This window comes from Pseudoalteromonas translucida KMM 520 (assembly GCF_001465295.1).
Lineage (GTDB): Bacteria > Pseudomonadota > Gammaproteobacteria > Enterobacterales > Alteromonadaceae > Pseudoalteromonas > Pseudoalteromonas translucida.
The window spans coordinates 173,785-192,354 of the sequence record NZ_CP011034.1; the positions used below are offsets into that span (position 1 = coordinate 173,785).

The window sequence follows — 18,570 nt, forward strand, 5'->3', positions numbered from 1 at the left end:
TTAACAGCTGTAATACATTTCAAACTCAATTGGGTGCGTTGTCATGTTAAGTTTTTCAACTTCTTGACTCTTAAGTTTAATGTAAGCATCAATTAAATCATTAGAGAACACATCACCTTGATTTAAAAACTCACGGTCAGCATCAAGACATGCCAATGCTTCTTCTAATGAAGAGGCAACGGTTGGAATTTCTGCAGCTTCTTCTGCCGGTAGGTCGTATAAATCTTTATCCATTGCATCACCAGGATGGATTTTATTTTTAATTCCATCAAGGCCAGCCATAAGCATGGCAGCAAAAGCAAGATACGGGTTAGCCGTTGCATCAGGGAAGCGTACTTCAATACGACGACCTTTGGCCGATGGTACTACCGGAATACGAATTGATGCCGAACGGTTACGTGCAGAGTATGCAAGCATTACTGGTGCTTCGTAACCTGGTACTAAACGTTTGTACGAGTTAGTAGAGGCGTTAGCAAACGCATTAATTGCTTTAGCATGTTTAATAATACCGCCAATGTAATAAAGCGCATCTTCAGAAAGACCGCCGTACTTATCACCTGCAAATAAGTTAACACCGTCTTTAGCTAACGACTGATGACAATGCATACCAGAGCCGTTATCGCCAACAATAGGTTTAGGCATAAAAGTGGCTGTTTTGCCGTATAAATGAGCCATGTTATGAATAACATACTTCATTTCTTGAATTTCATCGGCTTTAATTACCATAGTATTAAAGCGCGTAGCAATTTCGTTTTGCCCTGCAGTTGCTACTTCGTGATGATGCGCTTCAACAACTTGTCCCATTTCTTCTAATACTAGACAAGTAGCAGAGCGCCAATCTTGAAAGTCATCAACAGGAGCAACTGGGAAGTAACCGCCTTTAACGCCAGGGCGATGACCTGTATTGCCGTCTGCGTATTCTTTATCTGAGTTCCAAGCAGCTTGCTTAGAATCGATTTTGTACATAGAGCCAGACATGTCTGTTTTATATTTTACGTCATCAAATACGAAGAACTCTGGCTCTGGGCCAAATAAAACCGTATCAGCAATACCCGTAGAGCGCATATATTCTTCAGCACGCTTTGCTACAGAGCGAGGATCGCGCTCGTAACCTTGTAATGTAGAAGGCTCTACTACGTCACAACGTATAATTAATGTGGCTTCTTCAGTGAATGGGTCAAGCTTAGCTGATTCAGCAACAGGCATTAACACCATGTCTGATTCGTTTATGCCTTTCCAGCCAGCAATTGAAGAACCATCGAACATTTTACCATCTTCAAAAAAGTCTTCATCAATTTGATGATGAGGAATTGAAATATGCTGCTCTTTACCTTTGGTATCAGTAAAGCGTAAATCAATGAACTTAACGTCATTTTCTTTAATAAAATCTAAAACCGATTGCGACATGTGTCCTCCAACTATAAGGTTTTATTATTGCTGCTTAAATGCTTTGTGTTTTATAAGCTGATTTTGTGCCACTATTGTAACTTAATGTTTATAAACATAAAAAATACAAAAGTAATAACGGCGGTTACTAATGCGCACCATTTTGGTGCGTAAATGCTTCAATATAGTGCAACAGTTACAGAGTAAAAAGTTGCTCGCTATTTAATCGTGATAGACTAACATAAAGTAAATACAAAAGACTGACCAAAATAGCAATAAAGTCATTAAAGTGGAGGTTTTTATAAAAATATTAAAAATTTTATTTTTATAATTAGTTAATTTAAAACAGTAGGTTAAATAAAAAAACCAGAAAGTTTGCAAATTTATTTTGGATAAACTTTCATCCATTCCATTTATAAGGGATAATATGCGCCCTTTTAAATCCTATGCTGGGACATCTCGTGAAAACGCAGGTGAGTGCGTAAGCCCCTGCAGGATCAATGAGATTCAATTTCTCTGAGTGAATATTAATGAGTATCGAAAAGATAAGAAATATAGCAATTATCGCCCACGTTGACCACGGTAAAACTACACTGGTTGACAAACTGCTTGAGTTTTCAGGCACATTAGAAACACGCGGCGGTAATGAAGAGCGCGTGATGGATTCAAACGATATAGAAAGAGAGCGTGGTATTACCATTTTAGCGAAAAACACCGCTATTTCATGGAACGGCTACCACATTAATATCGTAGATACTCCAGGACACGCCGATTTCGGTGGTGAAGTGGAACGCGTACTTTCAATGGCTGACTCAGTATTACTAATTGTTGACGCTCAAGAAGGCCCAATGCCACAAACGCGTTTTGTTACGCAAAAGGCATTTGCGCAAGGTTTAAAGCCAATCGTAGTAATTAACAAAATCGACAAGCCAAGTGCACGTCCTGATTGGGTTATGGATCAAATCTTTGATTTATTCGATAACTTAGGCGCCACTGACGAGCAGTTAGATTTTAAAGTAATCTATGCATCAGCAATCAACGGCTGGGCAACATTAGATTTAGACGAGCCATCTGATAACATGGATGCCATGTTCCAAATGATCGTTGACGAAGTATCACCACCAGATGCAGATCCTGAAGGTGACTTCCAAATGCAGATTTCTCAACTTGATTACAACTCATACGTGGGTGTAATTGGTGTTGGTCGTATCAAGCGTGGTTCTGTTGCTCCAAACCAACAAGTAACTATTATTAGTGCTGATGGTACTAAACGTAACGGTAAAATTGGTACAGTACAAAGCTACTTAGGCCTTGAGCGTATCGAAACTGACCGTGGTTATGCAGGTAACATCGTTACTGTAACCGGTATTGGCGAGCTTAAGATTTCAGACACTGTTTGTTGTCCTACTAACGTTGAAGCATTACCACCACTAAGTGTTGATGAGCCAACAGTAACAATGACATTCTCTGTAAATAACTCACCTTTTTGTGGTAAAGAAGGTAAGTTTGTAACGTCACGTAATATTCGTGAGCGTTTAGACAAAGAATTAGTACACAACGTAGCACTTCGCGTTGAAGATACAGCTAGCCCAGATAGCTTCCGTGTTTCTGGCCGTGGTGAGTTACACCTAGGTATCTTAATCGAAAACATGCGTCGTGAAGGTTACGAGCTTGCAGTATCTCGTCCAGAGGTAATTTTGCGTACTGTTGACGGTGTATTAGAAGAACCGTTTGAAACAGTAACAATTGACTGTCAAGAAGAGCATCAGGGTTCTGTAATGGAGCAAGTTGGCCTACGTAAAGGTGAGCTTACTAACATGTCTCCAGATGGCAAAGGCCGTATGCGTTTAGACTTTATTATCCCAAGCCGTGGCTTAATTGGTTTCCAAACTGATTTCATGACGCTTACTTCGGGTTCTGGTCTTATGTACCATACGTTCGATCATTACGGTCCTCATAAAGGCGGTTCAATCGGTGTTCGTAAAAACGGCGTAATCATTGCAAATGCTACAGGTAAAGCACTGACTAACGCATTGTTTAATTTACAAGAGCGCGGCCGTTTATTCATCGGTCACGGTGTTGAAGTTTACGAAGGTATGGTTATCGGTATTCATAACCGTGATAACGACCTTACAGTTAACGCCCTTAAAGGTAAGCAGTTAACTAACGTACGTGCATCTGGTACAGATGAAGCGCAAACGCTTTCTCCACCTTTAAACTATTCACTTGAGCAAGCGCTTGAGTTTATTGATGAAGATGAGTTAGTTGAAGTAACGCCACTAAACATTCGTATTCGTAAGCGTCATCTTACAGAAAACGAACGTAAACGTGCGGGTCGTGCACCTAAGTCATAATCTATTAATTTAGAATAATGATTTTAAAAGCCGCTGTATTGTAAAATACAGCGGCTTTTTTGTGTTTGTGGGTTAGCTAAAAACAGATTAAAGAGGGTAGGTTAAAGAAATTATCATCACCGCGGTGCTGTGCACTACATTGAGTTTTTCTCCTCTAAAAGCGCAGCGCCTCTTAACCTCTTTGTGAATAATTCACTTAAAGATCTTTTGTCGCAGAATGAGAATAAAAAGTAAAAGGGAGAGCTGAAAACAGCCGATAATGCGAAGTACTAGTGTTTGTTGGTAGGGTATTTTTTCGTTGGGTTTCGCTGCGCTCAACCCAACCTACGTACATTACTTAAAGTTTAATTGTTTCGCCTTCATTTAAAATATACAGCGGTATTGGTGCATTCATTTGTTTATACATATGCAGTAAGCGCGATAGTGCTGAGTGGCTGCTGTGATCCCCCATTTGCCAGCTTGAGTTGCCATATCCCCATGGTATCATTACTTTGCAATTAAGCTCTGTGGCTGCATTAAGGGCATCCTCTGGCGTGGTATGAACGTAGCGATACCCTTTAGCGTTGGTTTTATGGTAATAAGAGGCAATTGGCATTAGGCATAGATCTATATCACCGTATTTTTGTTGTATGTCTTTAAAATGTTGTGAATAGCCAGTATCGCCGGCAAAAAATAAGGTGCTGCCATTTTGTTCAAGCAGCCAGCCATTCCAAGAATCTTTATTATCATCTTCGTAAATATAAGGGATAAGCACCCGATTACTAAAGTGATGCGCAGGCACTGCGTGTATGGTTAAGTCCTCAATGCTGGTTTTTGCATACCACGCCATTTCAGTAATATTAAAGCCACCCATTGGGAAGTTATCTGCCATGCCTAGGGGGGCTAAATAACGTGGTTGATTCCCCAGTTTTTTAATATCTGCTTTATTAAAGTGATCGTAATGAATATGCGAATACATAACGGCGTTAATGTTTTCAAGTGTTTGCTTATTTGGCCATGCTCCGGGTTTGCGATAAAACCCACCGGCAAGCTTAAAGCCTAAATCAACCGGTGAATCAAACTGCTCACTAACCGGATCAAATAATACATTTTGCCCATTAGGTGTGCTGACCACAAAGCTGGCATGCCCTAACCAACGAACCGTATAACCAGTATTGAGCTGCGGCTTAATTTGCTTCCCTTGATACTGGCAGTTGCTGCTGGGTGTTTCGCAAATCAAGTCTGGATGTGGCGGGTAGCAATTTTGCTCGCAGGTGGTTGGGTAAACCTTTTTGCCTGGATATAAATTATGGTAACGGCCTGTTTGGTTGTTAACGGCAATAACTGAGTTTTTGTCAGCTATTTTTTGCACCTGATTAGGCGTACTACACGCTGATAAAAAACAGCTTATAAAGATTATAAGGGCAATGTTTTTCATAATTAAATCCGTTTTAAATAGTGCTAAAGCAGCCATGCAGCCATAAAAAAGCCTGCAATAATGCAGGCAAATTTAAATATAATATCAACTAATTAACCGGCACTATTCATTTGTTCAATAAATTTATTTGAGTCGGCAATCGATTTATTCATGTCGTTCATTAGCAATTGTATATCGCGTTTAAGGTTAGTGAACTCACCTTTAATAGCCGATACCGCTTGTGCGTTTAAGTTATGTTTTAAGTATAAAACGTTATCATGAAGCGATGTTAATACCGGCTCCATTTTGCTCTCTGCGCTGCGCATTGAGCGTAATAGCTGATCAAATTGACGCTTAGTCGCGGCTAGCTTTTTACTGCTTTCACGCTTAAGTGATGCGCTTTTGTACTGCTCTAGCTCATCGCTCCACTCATCAAATAAGGCTTCTGCTACGTCTTCTACTTTATTGATGTTAGTTGACACTTCGTTAGCGGCTTTTAAGCTCGACTCATAGTCATCGTTTAACTGATTATAGGTGTCTTGCAGTTCGCCACCATTAAAATCAATAAGTGTAGTTAAGCGCTCAAGCGCTGACTTAAACTCTTCTTGAGACTCTTGTTGCGAATCTTTGGTTTCTTCTACGCGGTCAATAAGAATATCGCGCTTGTGTACGCCTACTTTTTCCATGGCCGAGTAATAAGCCGACTGGCAACCCGATAATGTTAGTACAAGTGCAAGTACGGTAACACTCAGTAATGTTTGTTTTTTCATTTGGTTTCCTATTTACGTGTGTTAATGCTGTAAATTATGGTGCTGATTGTTATTATGGTCAAAATTATATTAGCACAAGTCAATGTTATGAACGATAAGCTCTCTTATTATAAACAGCAAGTTGGATCTTTTTTGCGGCAGCAACCCGGCTGGTGGATGCAATATATTAACCGCTGTATTGATGACCAAATAACCGTTAATGCGGGCTATTTAGCTTATGTAACTTTGCTGTCTTTGGTGCCATTGATTGCCGTAGGTGTGGCGATATTTTCGGCTTTTCCGGGGTTTGAATCAACTCGGTTAGCAATTGAAAGCTTTTTATTTACTAACTTTGTGCCTACCTCGTCAGATGTTATTAAAGAGCATATTAGCTCGTTTGCGGGCAATGCAAATCAAATGACCGCAGTGGGTATTGGCTTTTTAGCTGCTATTGCCTTGTTACTTATTCGTAATGTTGATGCCACGCTTAACCGTATTTGGCGAATTAAGAAAAAGCGTCCAATGATGATTTCGTTTGCCGTTTATTGGATGGTACTCAGTTTAGGACCCGTATTTTTAGGCGGCAGTATTGCTGTTACTTCGTATATTGTATCGCTGGTGTCGTTTGCTGATCAGGGAATTCCGGGGTTTAGTGGCTTTTTATTAAAGTTATTGCCGTACGGCATTTCGATGGTGGGTTTTATTATGCTCTACACCTTGGTGCCCAACACTCGAGTGTCGTTTAAAGCGGCGATACCTGGGGCACTATTTGCTGCCATGTTGTTTGAGTTAACTAAAAAAGGTTTTGCGCTTTATATTAGCCACTTTCCATCTTATGAAGTTATTTATGGTGCAGTTGCTACCATTCCTATTTTGTTTGTGTGGATATATTTGTCGTGGATAGTGGTGTTGTTAGGCGCTGAGCTTACGGCGTGTATTAGCCCTGAAAATATTGAAGACACGCCCGAAATAGAGCTAGACGAGCAACCAAATACAAAGGATACGCTATAAAATGCAAGGTTTAATACAACGTGTAAAACATGCCAAAGTAGAAATTAATAACCAAGTAGTTGGCGAAATTGGCCAAGGAATTTTAGTGCTGTTGGGCGTTGAAAAACAAGATGACGAGCAAGCGGCCGATAAGTTACTGCATAAGATTAGTAATTACCGCATTTTTACTGACGAAAATGACAAAATGAACTTAAGTCTAAAAGATATTGCTGGTGAGCTATTGGTGGTGTCGCAGTTTACTTTGGCGGCAAATACTAAAAAGGGCATGCGACCTAGCTTTTCATCGGCGGCAACCCCAAGCCAAGCTAATGAGTTATACGAGTACTTTGTAGCGCAAGCCAAGGCGCTTAATTTAACGGTTGCTACCGGTGAGTTTGGTGCCGATATGCAAGTGAGCTTGTGTAACGATGGGCCAGTAACCTTTAATTTAGCTGTTTAGTGATCACCACGATATGATTTATATAGCCTGCTACTTTTTGCGGGCTAACTTTATAACCAAATACATTAAGTAATACTTGCTGTAACTGTTTTAATTGCGACTCATGTTGCGATAAAAAATTAATAAATAGCGTGCCGTTGTTGTTAAGGGCTGCGTGTATTTTTTGATAAAAAGCGGGTGCGAATAAAAATCGTGGCGCGTCTATTTGGCTAAATAAATCTAAAATAATCCAATCTATGTTGCGGGCGCGACCCAGTACTTGCTGGGCATCCTCACAAAGTAACCGCTGTGTATTATTACTAGGCACTTGCTGCGTAGTAAAAAACTTTTTATAACAACTAATTATATCTGCATTTATTTCAGCTGAGGTGATTTTTGCGTGTGGATATTGGTGCAGCAAATAATTACGAATTGCTCCGCCGCCAAGCCCCAGCTCGAGTACTTTTTTAGGAGTACTTAATGTGTGCCAATGCTGTGCTAAGCACTGTAAGTGTGGCAGTAATAAATTGCTTGGTTGCTGCTGCGTTACCACAGATTGCAGAGTGTCATTTATTAGCAGCCAACGCAGTTGCTGATGTTGGCGTACTTGAATGTGATCGCCCCCATATTTATGCCAATAAAGTAACTGGCCAACACTGTGGCTGTTTTCAATAAAATAGCTATTAATCAGGCCATTTACAGGGTTTATGTATTCGCTCATGTTGCTCAGCATAAACTAGCATAGCTAAAGCGCAATGGCTTTTGTCATTAATTTTTTACACTTTGCATTTGCCATCACCAAAGTCGTATTGGCAGTTTTTTTTAGATGGAGTATGGTATTTGCCATAATTAAGTGACGTTGTATTTTATTTACGGCTTAACAGCAGGAGTATGTATGTTTCAGGTAAGTACACCGCAAAGTAGTGAAGATTGGCAAGCCTATTATCAATTACGCTGGGAAATTTTACGTGCCCCTTGGGGTGAGCCACGTGGTTCTGAACAGGATGATTTAGAACAAGATGCCGAGCATCGCTTTATTAAAAATAAAGCGGGCAAAGTATTGGGGGTGGCGCGGCTGCACTTTAATAACCAGCAACAAGCTCAAGTTCGCTATATGGCTGTAGCTGAAGAAAGTCGTAATCAGCATATTGGTAGTCGTTTATTACATGACCTAGAAAAAATAGCATGGTCACAAGACGCTGCAGAGTTAGTGTTATTTGCTCGCGAGCGCGCACTCGAATTTTATAAGCGCCATGGTTATGAAACACAAGAAAAAGCGCATTTGGCGTACGGCGATGTACAACACTATAAAATGGTAAAACAAAAGCCATCAGAGCCTGGCTGGTTTCGCCACCCTAACTGGACTCAAGTGCTGCAAAACACCTGGCGTGAGTCAATTCCAATTAGTGATGCAATGGGCATTAAAGTAGAGAGCTATACCGACTGGCAATTTACGACTAGCGCAGATTTAGATGCTAATTTAAACCTACATAACACTATGTTTGCTGGTTCTATTTATAGCTTAGCAACCCTTACGGGGTGGGGCGCAACCTACTTAGCACTTAAAGAAGCAGGGCTTGAAGGGAGTATTGTATTAGCCGATGCCAATATTAAATATTTAAAACCGCTTAGCAGTGATCCACGCGGCTGTGTTGATATACAAAGCTGTAAGGGTAAGCTCAGCGAGTTAGAAACTGAGGGTAAAGCCAGCTATTTAGTGCCCGTTATTATTTATGATGGTGATAAGGTAGTGGCTGAATTTGAAGGGCAGTTTGTAGTAAAAAAATAAGCTGTTAGCACTTTATAGTTGAATTAAGCACGAAAAAAGCCAAGCAATGCTTGGCTTTTTAATTTATTTACTTTAATCGCTAATGAATTAAAGTAAATCGGTAAGTAATATACCTACGCCAATGCGTTCTATATCAGCGTTGTAATCAATTAAGCTTTCGCCATAGCCATTAAAGTACTGTGCATAACCACGCACTCGGCCCCAAAGCGGAAATGACCAATCGAGCTGTAAAGCACCGCGATTGTCTGAATTTAAGTTGTTACGGGTCATAAAGCTAAATTCATGTTCATTAAGGCGATACGCACCGCTAAACTCAAAGTAACCCATGTATTTGTAAATGTCAGGGTTGTCGTCGCCCCTTGGATCTAAAGGTGTTTCTTTCTCGCTTTCTGAAATACGATACCAAGGCTTAAAGTTAAATACAAAGCCATTTTTTTCCCAAATAAAGTTAGCGTAAATACGGTTCCATGAACGTGAGTTTGGCTGGCTATTACCGTTAGACTGATGCGAAATACCCAAAACAACAGCCATTTCGTCGCCCCAAGGAACGTGCTCTTGATCTAAATAGTTAACCCAAAAAATTTCTGGCTCGTAGTTGGTCTCACGAAATGGTGATGAGCTTTCTTTGTTATAAAGCTGCCAATATGACTGTAGTGTAAAGGCAAAAAATATAGCTTGGTCTTCATCAGAAAAGTCATTGAAGAGAGGGACCTTAATTGAAAGCTGATACTTGGCTTCTAAGTTATCGAGTGGCTCGTCATTTTTTTCGCCAGTTAGCTCGTCGAATGTTTCAAATGAGCTATTGTTCGGATGCGATACATACGAGATAGGTAAAATGTAGTTACGTTTATGTGGTGTAATAACATTACGGTTTTTTTGGCTTACTGCTTCACGTGCTTTGCGCTTATCGATAGCGGTAAGCTGTTTATCTTCTTCAAGAGCGGAGCATTTTTTACGAAGCTGGTTGAGTGTTTGCTTGCCGTCTCCACCAATCACTTCATTTAAAATACATTGTTTTACCAGCTCAATATTACTATTTTGCTCATTGCTTTTAGGTTTTTCTTCAGCAAAAACAGTAGTACTAACTAATGTTGAAAGTATGATCAAGTATCGCCAGCTCATTGTAATTCCTTTGTGAGTATTGATGGTTTAATGCGTTAATTTAATTATAACGCCTTTTTACATATGTAACGGTGAACTTTTACTGAATTTACGTATATTTTGTATAATTAGATCAAAATAAAAGCGGCCTAAGCCGCTTTTATAATGCAAATTAACTATAGTTAACTTACTCTCACGCAATGAGAAGGGAGAGCTTAAAGCTCAAATACGTTAGTAAAAAATTTATACAGTTCAGTGCCTTGGTTAACACTCGCCGAGGCAAAGTGCAGTATGGCAATAGCATCACATTCAAGGGAAAGTGTTTGTAGTGGCTGTTCACTTAAATAACGCTCCATGCGCAGTATTTTAGCAATTGGCTCACCTGCTTTAATATGCGCGCCTAGGGGGGCAATATACTCAACCATTCCGCCCATGGGCGCGTAATAAGCAAAGTAATCATTTAAATGACACGCGTAGCGAGTAATGTTAGCCGGCGTGTGGGGTGCATTTTCAAATACGGCTTTATAATTTAAGTAACTTAAAATACTGTTTGCATCGTTTAGTGCTTCGCTCAAATCTATTTTTTCTTGGCTGCCTAGCTCTACAGTAAAAGCTTCTACAGGTATGCTTAGCTCGCGACCTTGCTTGCTCAGTGCTTCGTTTAAATGCCACCAGGGGCAAAAGTTAGCTTCATCCATAGCGCCGTCAAAATCACTAGGAATAAGCAGTACGTGCTCAATATTAAAATACCGAGCGCTATTAGCCGCATAGGTTGGGCAGTACAAATGTTTGCTTGAAATAGGACCTGTGTGTAAATCCAGTACTATATCGGCTTGGTGAGCGAGCTTTTGTAAGTTAAGCGCAATGCGTTTACCTGTATTGAGTAAATAAGCAGGGCCGTTGAGTTTGCTGTCAACTTCGTCAATAAGTGCCTGTTTAAACGTGCTTTTTAATGTGGCATCGTCGTATTGCGTATGGTTTTTTGCAAACTGAGTGACTAACTCAGTATTATAATGATACATCCTATTCCAATTAGTGCCGGTGATAGGGTCGAACCGACCTAAAGTAAATTCCCCCGACTTTTGATTACAACCAATAGGGTTGGCATAGGGCACTAAAGTAATATCACCTTTAAGATTGAGGTGCTTTAATTGTTCAAGTAGTTGAAAAATTACCGCATTACCTTGTACTTCAGCCCCGTGCATGTTGGCCTGAATATACACACTTGGCCCCGTGCCATCGCCTTTTAAACGATACACAGGAATAGTGAGAGGTAAGCCATTGGCAACTTCACCAACGACGATGTTTTCTTGACTAATTGGTGAGGCGATCATGAGTATCTCAACATTTTAATTTTATCTCGGGTACTTTATTTTAGGTACATTATCTTAGGTAAATTATCTCAAGTAATAACTGGCATCTTCGGCTGCACGTAGGCAGCTAAGTTTGTTTTGTTCTAAAACATATTCGCCTGCAAGTTCGTGGCATAAAAAGTACGGCATACTTTCACTAAAACCATAGGCACCACATTGACTAAACACCAACCAGTCGTGCTCATTTAGATCACTTGGTAATGCGTGCTCGCCCAAGCAATCGAGTGCGGTACAAAGTGGCCCGTATAAGCTCATAGCTTGGGTTGGTGTGTTTGAATCTCGTAGTAACGCTGCTGGAAAGTCTTGACTAGTGACGGCTGGGCGCAATAAGTGGTTTATACCGCCACTTAAAATAACTTGTTGTTGGCCATAGTTTTGTTTTCGCTCTACTACTGGGGTCGCGTAATGTCCGCATTCACCCACGGCATAGCGGCCAAGCTCCATCCATAACTCTTCAACGCCCGCCTGTTTTTTAATTTTAGCGAGGGCAGTTATTAAGTCATCCCAATTAAGCGTTATGTCGTTTTGCGTATACGGAATACCCAAGCCGCCACCTAAATCTAAAATTTTAAGGTTTATATTTAAATCGCGAGCAAGCTGGCTAAGTGGTGCAATCATTTGTGACCACAACTCACTGAGTTTTTGCGTGCTGAGCATATTTCCCCATTGAAAAATATGCAGGCCATCAAAGCTAAGTGCGTCATAGTCGGTAATATTAAGTGCCTGCCACTCTGTACAACCGAGTCCAAATGGCGTGAGGCTATCGCCACCTAGTGGATTTTTTTCGCCCTCGGGCCAACGTAACTGTACGCGCAGTAATACCTGTAGTTGACAGTTTTGTAGCTTGGCTTGCTCATTGAGCCAGCGAACTTGATTAATACTTTCGGCAACAAAAGTACGTACGCCGCGCTCAATAAAGTGTTTAATTTGTTTTGGGCTTTTAGCTGGCCCGGTGTTGAGCACGCGATCGCTACTAACGCCTTGAGCAAGTACTTGCTCAAGCTCGCCTTTACTGGCTACGTCAAAATTAAACCCGGCGTTATCTAAGCATTGAATAATTTTAGACAGTGGATTTGCTTTAACCGCATACCACAGTTTTACCTCGGTTTGTGCGACCAATTGTGCCAAGTGATTATTTAGCGTATCTAGGTCGTAAACAAAAAATGGGCTATCGAGTTGGCTTGATAATTCATTAATTGCCGTTTTAACGCCCGTGCTCAAAAAGCTCATTAACGTAAAACCTCTTCAAGTAGTAATGATGCATCACTTTGCTCATCGCGGTACTTAACAATTAACGCGCACGACATGCTTAAACCTTGTGCACGCGCCCATTCGTTTGAAGCAGGGCGAGAGCCTGGTATTACAATAGCGTACTCAGGAATTGGCTCGCCTTTATCAAGTTGGCGCTCGTTTACACAGTCGTATACCGGAATCGTGGCCGATAAACGTACACCAGGAGCAAGCACTGCGCCTTTTTTAATTACTACACCTTCAACAATTACGCAGCCTGCGCCAATAAATGCATCATCTTCAACTACCACTGGGCTGGCACCAATTGGCTCTAACACACCACCAAGTTGCACGGCTGCGCTAAGGTGTACATTTTTACCTACTTGCGCACACGAGCCAACTAAAGCGTGGCTATCTACCATAGTGCCTTCGTCAATGTATGCGCCAATATTTACATACGCTGGTGGCATAATAATAGTGCCTTTAGCTACATAAGCACCACGGCGCACGCTTGAGCCACCCGGGACCATACGTACGCCATCGGTGGCACTAAACTGTTGTGGCGCTAAGTTATGTTTATCAACAAAGCCACCGGCAAATTCGGTGTTTGTACCATTTTTAAAGGCTTCTAAAATACCTTGTTTTACTGCAACGTTAGCCTGCCATTGGCCGCTTTCGTTTTGTGATGCTGCGCGTACTGCGCCCGACTCTAAATTATTTAATAGTTCTAACCAGCTCATTATAAAAACCTATGTTTAATGCCAAGATAAAATGGTGTTGTTTGCTTGTTCAATGCACGTTGTTTGCGTTAATTCGAGGTGAGTTAACGGGGGGCGTAAATACGAACTCGTTAATCGCCCTTGTAAATGCATGAGTACTTTAACGGGAATGGGGTTTGCTACAGTGAACAAGCTACTGATTGCGCTTGACCACTGAGTAAATAAATTGGGGTATTGGCCACTTAGGCTACGCTGTACAAATTCGTGAGTTTGTAGCGGCCAAGCATTAGCTGCTACCGATACCAGTCCTTTAGCACCGGCTTGGGCAAAGTAGGGCATAAGCGCATCATCGCCGCTAAAAATAGCTAAGTTAGGAGCCGCTTGACGGTAAGCTTCAAATTGCGCAATGTTGCCACTGGCTTCTTTAAGTGCCCATAGGTTTTTATGTTGCTGTAGGTTTTGAATGGTTGCTACTGGAATATCGACAGCGCTTCGCCCTGGTACGTTATAAAGCATACAAGGGTGTTTACTTATATTTAAAAGGCTTTCAAACCAATGGGTTTGTCCAATTACACCGGGCTTTGCATAAAGCGGCGAGCCAAGTAAAAAACTATGAATAGGCAGGTGGTTACAGTATTCAACCCAGGCTAATTGCTGTTTGAGGTTCATACCACCTACAGCCACCATTAAGGGTACATTAGGTGATAATTGGCACACGTGCTCAACAATGGCTTGTTGCTCTTTAAGTGTTAAGGCTAAGCCTTCACCTGTGCTGCCTAGTAATAAAATGGCATTATTAGCAGCAGCTTGCTCAGCAACCAAAGTGGTTAAGGTGCCATAGTCGATTGTACCGTTTTGATTAAACGGAGTAACGAGCGCCGTCCAGACTGAGTAGTCATCTAAATTAAAGTTTTTGATCATCTCTCGCGAACTTATAGAATGTTCGGCGAGTTAAGAAGCTATATAGGAAAGAGCCGCATTAACATCGTTCGAACAAATACCCACGTGTAGGGTATGTTATAATTCGAAGAGCGAATGGGCTTAAATAATAGGGCGCACGGCCTTATTATACTAAGACCAGAAGCTCTCCACCAAACTAATAAGCTACGTTTAAATAGCTATTGGTGACAGTCGCTAGGATTCAACCTAGTCGCCCGAAACAACAATGACACAAACATTGTTGTTTCTCGGCGTTAATTCCCCTTACGTATGCTCAATGGAGTTTGTGCTCCTAACATACGCTACCTGAATAACGCACCTCTTCCAGCCCTTTATATTTGTACTGCAAGCAATACAAATATAATTAAATAGGGTAAGTGCGATGATTAAATCATTTTAGCCATCTGGGTGTCAAGCAGCTAAATGCAGATAGTGTCATCGATTTTGGTAACGGTTACGTATAAGGACGATTTCCCTTAAACTAGGGGTTAATCGCGGCGCGAAATTTGTAACTGCAAAATAAGGTTTCAAGCAGATGGAAAAATTTAATGATATTTATCAGCGAGCAGTAGAGCGAAAAGGCTCAACACAAATGCTACAGCAACTACTCGCTAAACCCGCATCTAAGCAACAATTAGCAGCTTTAAGTGATGATGATTGGCTGGAAGAGTTTACGCGTAAGGTTTTTCAAAGTGGCTTTTACTGGTCGGTTATTAACAGCAAGTGGGCAGGTTTTAGAGAGGTTTTTTGGCAGTTTAGCGTTGAAAAATTATTAATGATGCCGCCCGATATGTTGGAGCAAAAAGCCAGCGATGAGCGTATTGTTCGCAATTATAAAAAAGTAAAAACGATCCCCGAAAATGCATTCATGATCCATGAGGTTACCCAGCAACATGGTAGCTTTAGTCAGTTTATTGCAGACTGGCCAAGTGAAGATATTATTGGTTTGTGGGCGTACTTAAAAAAACACGGTGCACGCTTGGGTGGAAATACCGGCCCTTATACTTTGCGTGCATTGGGTAAAGACACCTTTTTATTATCGCGGGATGTTGAGAGTTATTTGCGCGCGCACAAAATTATTGATGGTGGCTTACAAACTAAAAAGTCGTTAACTGCAGCGCAAGCATTTTTTAATGAATTACAGCAACAAAGCGGTTTGAGCATGCAAGAGCTAAGCTTAATTATAGCCTACAGTGTAGGCGATAATCGTGTAGGTATAAGCCAACAACAGTAGAGGGTAGTTATGAATTTAATGCCAAGGTACAGACAAGTAGCCGACAATTTTGCAATTGAAGATCGCCCATCTAAGGTGGCCGCCCCACAGCTATTACTCTGGAACGACAGCTTAGCTAAAGCGTTTAATATTAATGTAGCTCCTGAGTTACGGGCCAGTACTTTTGGCGGCAACGAACAGCAAGCAATTGCAGCGGTTGCACTAGGATACTCAGGGCATCAATTTGGACATTTTTCACCACGCTTAGGCGATGGGCGTGCTCATTTGCTAGGTGCAGTAGCGGATGCGCAAAACCAGTTGTGGGACATTCAATTAAAAGGCTCTGGTGCCACTCCTTACTCTCGTGGTGGCGATGGCCGCTGTGCACTTGGCCCAGCAATACGTGAATATATAATGAGCGAAGCAATGCAAGCGTTAGGTGTTAAAACCACGCGATGCTTAGCTGTGGTTGGTAGTGGCGAAACCGTGTACCGAAACCCACCTCAACCTGGTGCTATTGTAACGCGCCTAGCCAGTAGCCACATTCGTGTTGGCTCGTTTCAGTATTTAGCAACACAAGGCGACGTTGCAGGGCTTAAAAACCTTGCCGACTTAGCTATTGAGCGTCATTACCCAAAAATTCAAACTACAGGACCTGAGCGTTATTTAGCATTTTTAGCTGCAGTGATTAAAAACCAAGTTGAGCTGGTGGTTAGTTGGATGCGAGTAGGCTTTATACATGGCGTAATGAATACCGATAATACGCTGGTTAGCGGCGAAACTATCGATTATGGCCCATGCGCCATGATGAATAGCTTTGATTTTGATACCGTGTTTAGCTCTATTGATAAGCAAGGGCGTTATGCATTTGGTAATCAACCTAATATTGCTAATTGGAACTGCGCCCGCTTAGCTGAGAGTTTAATACCGCTTGTAAATGATGACGACGAACAAGCTGTGGCATTAATGACCCCAATAATAGATAGTTTTGCTGAACAATTTAATGCTGAATTTAGTGCAATGTGGGCAACTAAGCTAGGCTTAGCAGGTACAGATACAGCCGATAAAGAGTTAATTTCAGAGCTATTACAGTTATTAAAAGAGCATCAACTCGACTACACCAATACGTTTGATGCACTAACCGAGTCTTTAACAGGTGCAATGAGCATACCAGGGGCATTAGTTCAGTGGGCCGGTAAGTGGCAAAAACGCACCGATGATCGCAGCTATACAGTAATGCGCGTAGCTAATCCGCGAGTTATTCCTCGTAACCATGTGATCGAAAAAATACTTAGTGAGTATAATAAGGCTGGCTCAAGTGAATTACTGCATGAGTTTATGCAGGTCATGCACACACCTTATGAAAATACTGACAAATTGGCAAAATTTCAGGATGCACCTAGCAGTGATAAAGAGTATTATACTTTTTGTGGTACTTAATCATTATATTTGGGTTTAAATTGCTGATAATATAAGGTTATTTAGCGTACTTAGAGCTGCCTAATTATTGAGCTTAATTGGCTGCAGTGGTATTATTGCTACTCAATTTAAGGCTAAGTAGCTTGGAACTTAATATAACTCACCTAGTGAAGTTGGTACTATTATTTAATAAATTTAGATACCAGCGTAGTATTTATTCTCTAGGGGTTGGGTAAAGTAATTTATATGTCCTAAACTTACTAATACTTGTATATAGTGTATTGAAAATGAATTAATTTATCTTTTGTTAAGTATTGATTAATAAAGGATCAGGTAATCTTAAAAAAACTGGTTGAGCTAGAAAGAATTAGCTATATTTTTAATTGTTAAAATGGGAAGAAAACAATGAAATTAAAATCACTTACAATCGCAATTGCGTTAGCTGCAACTAGCGCATCAGCATTTGCTGCAGAAAAAACTGAAGGTTTTTACATTGGTGTATTCGGTGACTACTATGATGCTTCATGGAGAAACATGCGTGACCAAGCTGGCTTAGATGTAAACGAGTCAACAGGCTGGGGTGCTGAAGTTGGTTACCGTTTCAGTGATTACTGGAGCGCTCGTCTTGAGTATGCAGACATGGACTTTAATGCATTTGACAAGGTTGCTGGCAACCGTAACGGTATTGACGGTGAGCGTTATGGTATCGATGCGCTGTATCACTTTGGTGGTGGTCCTTTTTACGGTCTATTTGGTGTTAAAGAAATGGATGCAGCAATAGATAATACTTTCTTGAACGCAGGTGTTGGTTACCAGCACTTCATTACAGACGGTTTATTTGTTAACGCAGAAACATCTGTTTATCAAGGTCTTGACCGTGGTTATACCGATGTGAACGCTAAATTAGGTATTAACTACTTATTTGGTCAAAGTTCAGTAGCAGAAGAGCCAGTTCAACCAGCTCCAGAGCCAGTAATTGTTGAAGTTGCACCAGTAGACAGCGACAACGATAACATTCCAGATGCAGATGATAAGTGCCCTAACACACCAATGGTAGATGCAGTTGATGCTGATGGTTGTACACTTTATGAAAATAAAGAAGTAACGGTTAAGTTATTAGTAACTTTCCCTAATAATACAGCTAATGTACCAAACAAATACTTTGATGATATCAAGCAAGTTGCAGATTTCATGAAAGAAAATAGCGCAGTAACAGTGCAATTAGAAGGTCATGCTTCTGCACCAGGCGATGCTAGCTATAACCAATCACTATCTGAAAAGCGTGCAAAAGATGTAGCTGCAGAATTAGTTAAAGATGGAATAGAAGAGTCTCGCATTTCTACTGTGGGTTACGGTGAAGACCGTCTTAAAAACCCAGCCAACACACGTGCTGCAAACGCAGAGAATCGTCGTGTTGAAGCACAGTTAACTGCTACAGAAAAAGTAAAAGTTAAGCGTTAATAGCTATTTATT

General features: G+C 41.0%; 16 protein-coding genes and 1 riboswitch. Of the genes, 7 read left to right on the forward strand and 9 right to left on the reverse strand.

The features are described from left to right. Positions 1–1,407, reverse strand: coding sequence for a glutamate--ammonia ligase (gene glnA, locus PTRA_RS00840; protein WP_058372328.1), 1,407 nt, complete (start codon positions 1,405–1,407; stop codon positions 1–3). A 509-nt stretch (positions 1,408–1,916) separates the two neighbouring features. Here glnA and typA point away from each other — a divergent pair. After that, complete coding sequence (typA, locus tag PTRA_RS00845; protein ID WP_058372329.1) at positions 1,917–3,740, forward strand: translational GTPase TypA; 1,824 nt, start codon at positions 1,917–1,919, stop codon at positions 3,738–3,740. A 337-nt stretch (positions 3,741–4,077) separates the two neighbouring features. Here typA and PTRA_RS00850 read toward each other — a convergent pair whose 3' ends face one another. Beyond that, positions 4,078–5,157, reverse strand: a complete 1,080-nt coding sequence (locus tag PTRA_RS00850) for an MBL fold metallo-hydrolase (protein WP_058374481.1) — start codon at positions 5,155–5,157, stop codon at positions 4,078–4,080. A gap of 92 nt (positions 5,158–5,249) precedes the next feature. After that, positions 5,250–5,906 (reverse strand): DUF2959 domain-containing protein, encoded by a 657-nt coding sequence (locus PTRA_RS00855; RefSeq protein ID WP_058372330.1) that lies wholly within the window; start codon positions 5,904–5,906, stop codon positions 5,250–5,252. 87 nt (positions 5,907–5,993) lie between these two features. On the opposite strand from PTRA_RS00855, the gene PTRA_RS00860 reads away from it, so the two are divergent. Together PTRA_RS00860 and dtd are read left to right on the forward strand one after the other, a co-directional pair. Next, the gene (locus PTRA_RS00860; protein ID WP_058374482.1) at positions 5,994–6,896 is read left to right on the forward strand and encodes a virulence factor BrkB family protein; all 903 of its coding nucleotides are present in this window, start codon (positions 5,994–5,996) and stop codon (positions 6,894–6,896) included. 1 nt (position 6,897) lies between these two features. Next, positions 6,898–7,335, forward strand: coding sequence for a D-aminoacyl-tRNA deacylase (gene dtd / locus PTRA_RS00865; protein ID WP_058372331.1), 438 nt, complete (start codon positions 6,898–6,900; stop codon positions 7,333–7,335). Here the strand turns inward: dtd and PTRA_RS00870 are convergent. Next, the gene (locus tag PTRA_RS00870; RefSeq protein ID WP_058372332.1) at positions 7,319–8,047 is read right to left on the reverse strand and encodes a spermidine synthase; all 729 of its coding nucleotides are present in this window, start codon (positions 8,045–8,047) and stop codon (positions 7,319–7,321) included. The genes dtd and PTRA_RS00870 overlap by 17 nt on opposite strands. A gap of 162 nt (positions 8,048–8,209) precedes the next feature. Here PTRA_RS00870 and PTRA_RS00875 point away from each other — a divergent pair, with 162 nt between their 5' ends. Further along, complete coding sequence (locus PTRA_RS00875) at positions 8,210–9,103, forward strand: bifunctional GNAT family N-acetyltransferase/hotdog fold thioesterase (protein ID WP_058372333.1); 894 nt, start codon at positions 8,210–8,212, stop codon at positions 9,101–9,103. An 87-nt stretch (positions 9,104–9,190) separates the two neighbouring features. Here the strand turns inward: PTRA_RS00875 and PTRA_RS00880 are convergent, their stop codons facing one another. The 5 genes from PTRA_RS00880 to dapA all read right to left on the reverse strand — a co-directional run bounded on the left by PTRA_RS00880 (position 9,191) and on the right by dapA (position 14,447). Continuing rightward, positions 9,191–10,225, reverse strand: coding sequence for a phospholipase A (locus PTRA_RS00880; RefSeq protein ID WP_058372334.1), 1,035 nt, complete (start codon positions 10,223–10,225; stop codon positions 9,191–9,193). A gap of 194 nt (positions 10,226–10,419) precedes the next feature. Then, the gene (locus PTRA_RS00885) at positions 10,420–11,538 is read right to left on the reverse strand and encodes a succinylglutamate desuccinylase/aspartoacylase family protein (RefSeq protein ID WP_058372335.1); all 1,119 of its coding nucleotides are present in this window, start codon (positions 11,536–11,538) and stop codon (positions 10,420–10,422) included. Between the two features lie 63 nt (positions 11,539–11,601). Further along, on the reverse strand, positions 11,602–12,807 hold the full coding sequence (locus PTRA_RS00890; protein ID WP_058372336.1) for a PLP-dependent decarboxylase: 1,206 nt from the start codon (positions 12,805–12,807) through the stop codon (positions 11,602–11,604). After that, positions 12,807–13,547, reverse strand: a complete 741-nt coding sequence (locus PTRA_RS00895; protein WP_058372337.1) for a 2,3,4,5-tetrahydropyridine-2,6-dicarboxylate N-succinyltransferase — start codon at positions 13,545–13,547, stop codon at positions 12,807–12,809. Before PTRA_RS00895 ends, PTRA_RS00890 begins: the two co-directional genes overlap by 1 nt. Positions 13,548–13,562: 15 nt before the next feature. Next, a complete protein-coding gene (dapA, locus tag PTRA_RS00900) occupies positions 13,563–14,447 on the reverse strand; it encodes a 4-hydroxy-tetrahydrodipicolinate synthase (RefSeq protein WP_011326898.1) in 885 nt (294 codons plus the stop codon). 152 nt (positions 14,448–14,599) lie between these two features. Beyond that, positions 14,600–14,797, reverse strand: a riboswitch (Lysine riboswitch). Between the two features lie 203 nt (positions 14,798–15,000). On the opposite strand from dapA, the gene PTRA_RS00905 reads away from it, so the two are divergent. The 3 genes from PTRA_RS00905 to PTRA_RS00915 all read left to right on the forward strand — a co-directional run bounded on the left by PTRA_RS00905 (position 15,001) and on the right by PTRA_RS00915 (position 18,558). Then, positions 15,001–15,699: a DNA-3-methyladenine glycosylase I gene (locus tag PTRA_RS00905; RefSeq protein ID WP_058372338.1), complete on the forward strand. Its 699-nt coding sequence runs from the start codon at positions 15,001–15,003 to the stop codon at positions 15,697–15,699. A gap of 9 nt (positions 15,700–15,708) precedes the next feature. Next, positions 15,709–17,118 carry a protein adenylyltransferase SelO gene (locus PTRA_RS00910; protein WP_058372339.1) on the forward strand — a complete coding sequence of 470 codons (1,410 nt, stop codon included), beginning with the start codon at positions 15,709–15,711 and terminating at the stop codon, positions 17,116–17,118. Between the two features lie 384 nt (positions 17,119–17,502). Next, positions 17,503–18,558: an OmpA family protein gene (locus PTRA_RS00915; RefSeq protein WP_058372340.1), complete on the forward strand. Its 1,056-nt coding sequence runs from the start codon at positions 17,503–17,505 to the stop codon at positions 18,556–18,558. Positions 18,559–18,570 lie beyond the last annotated feature (12 nt).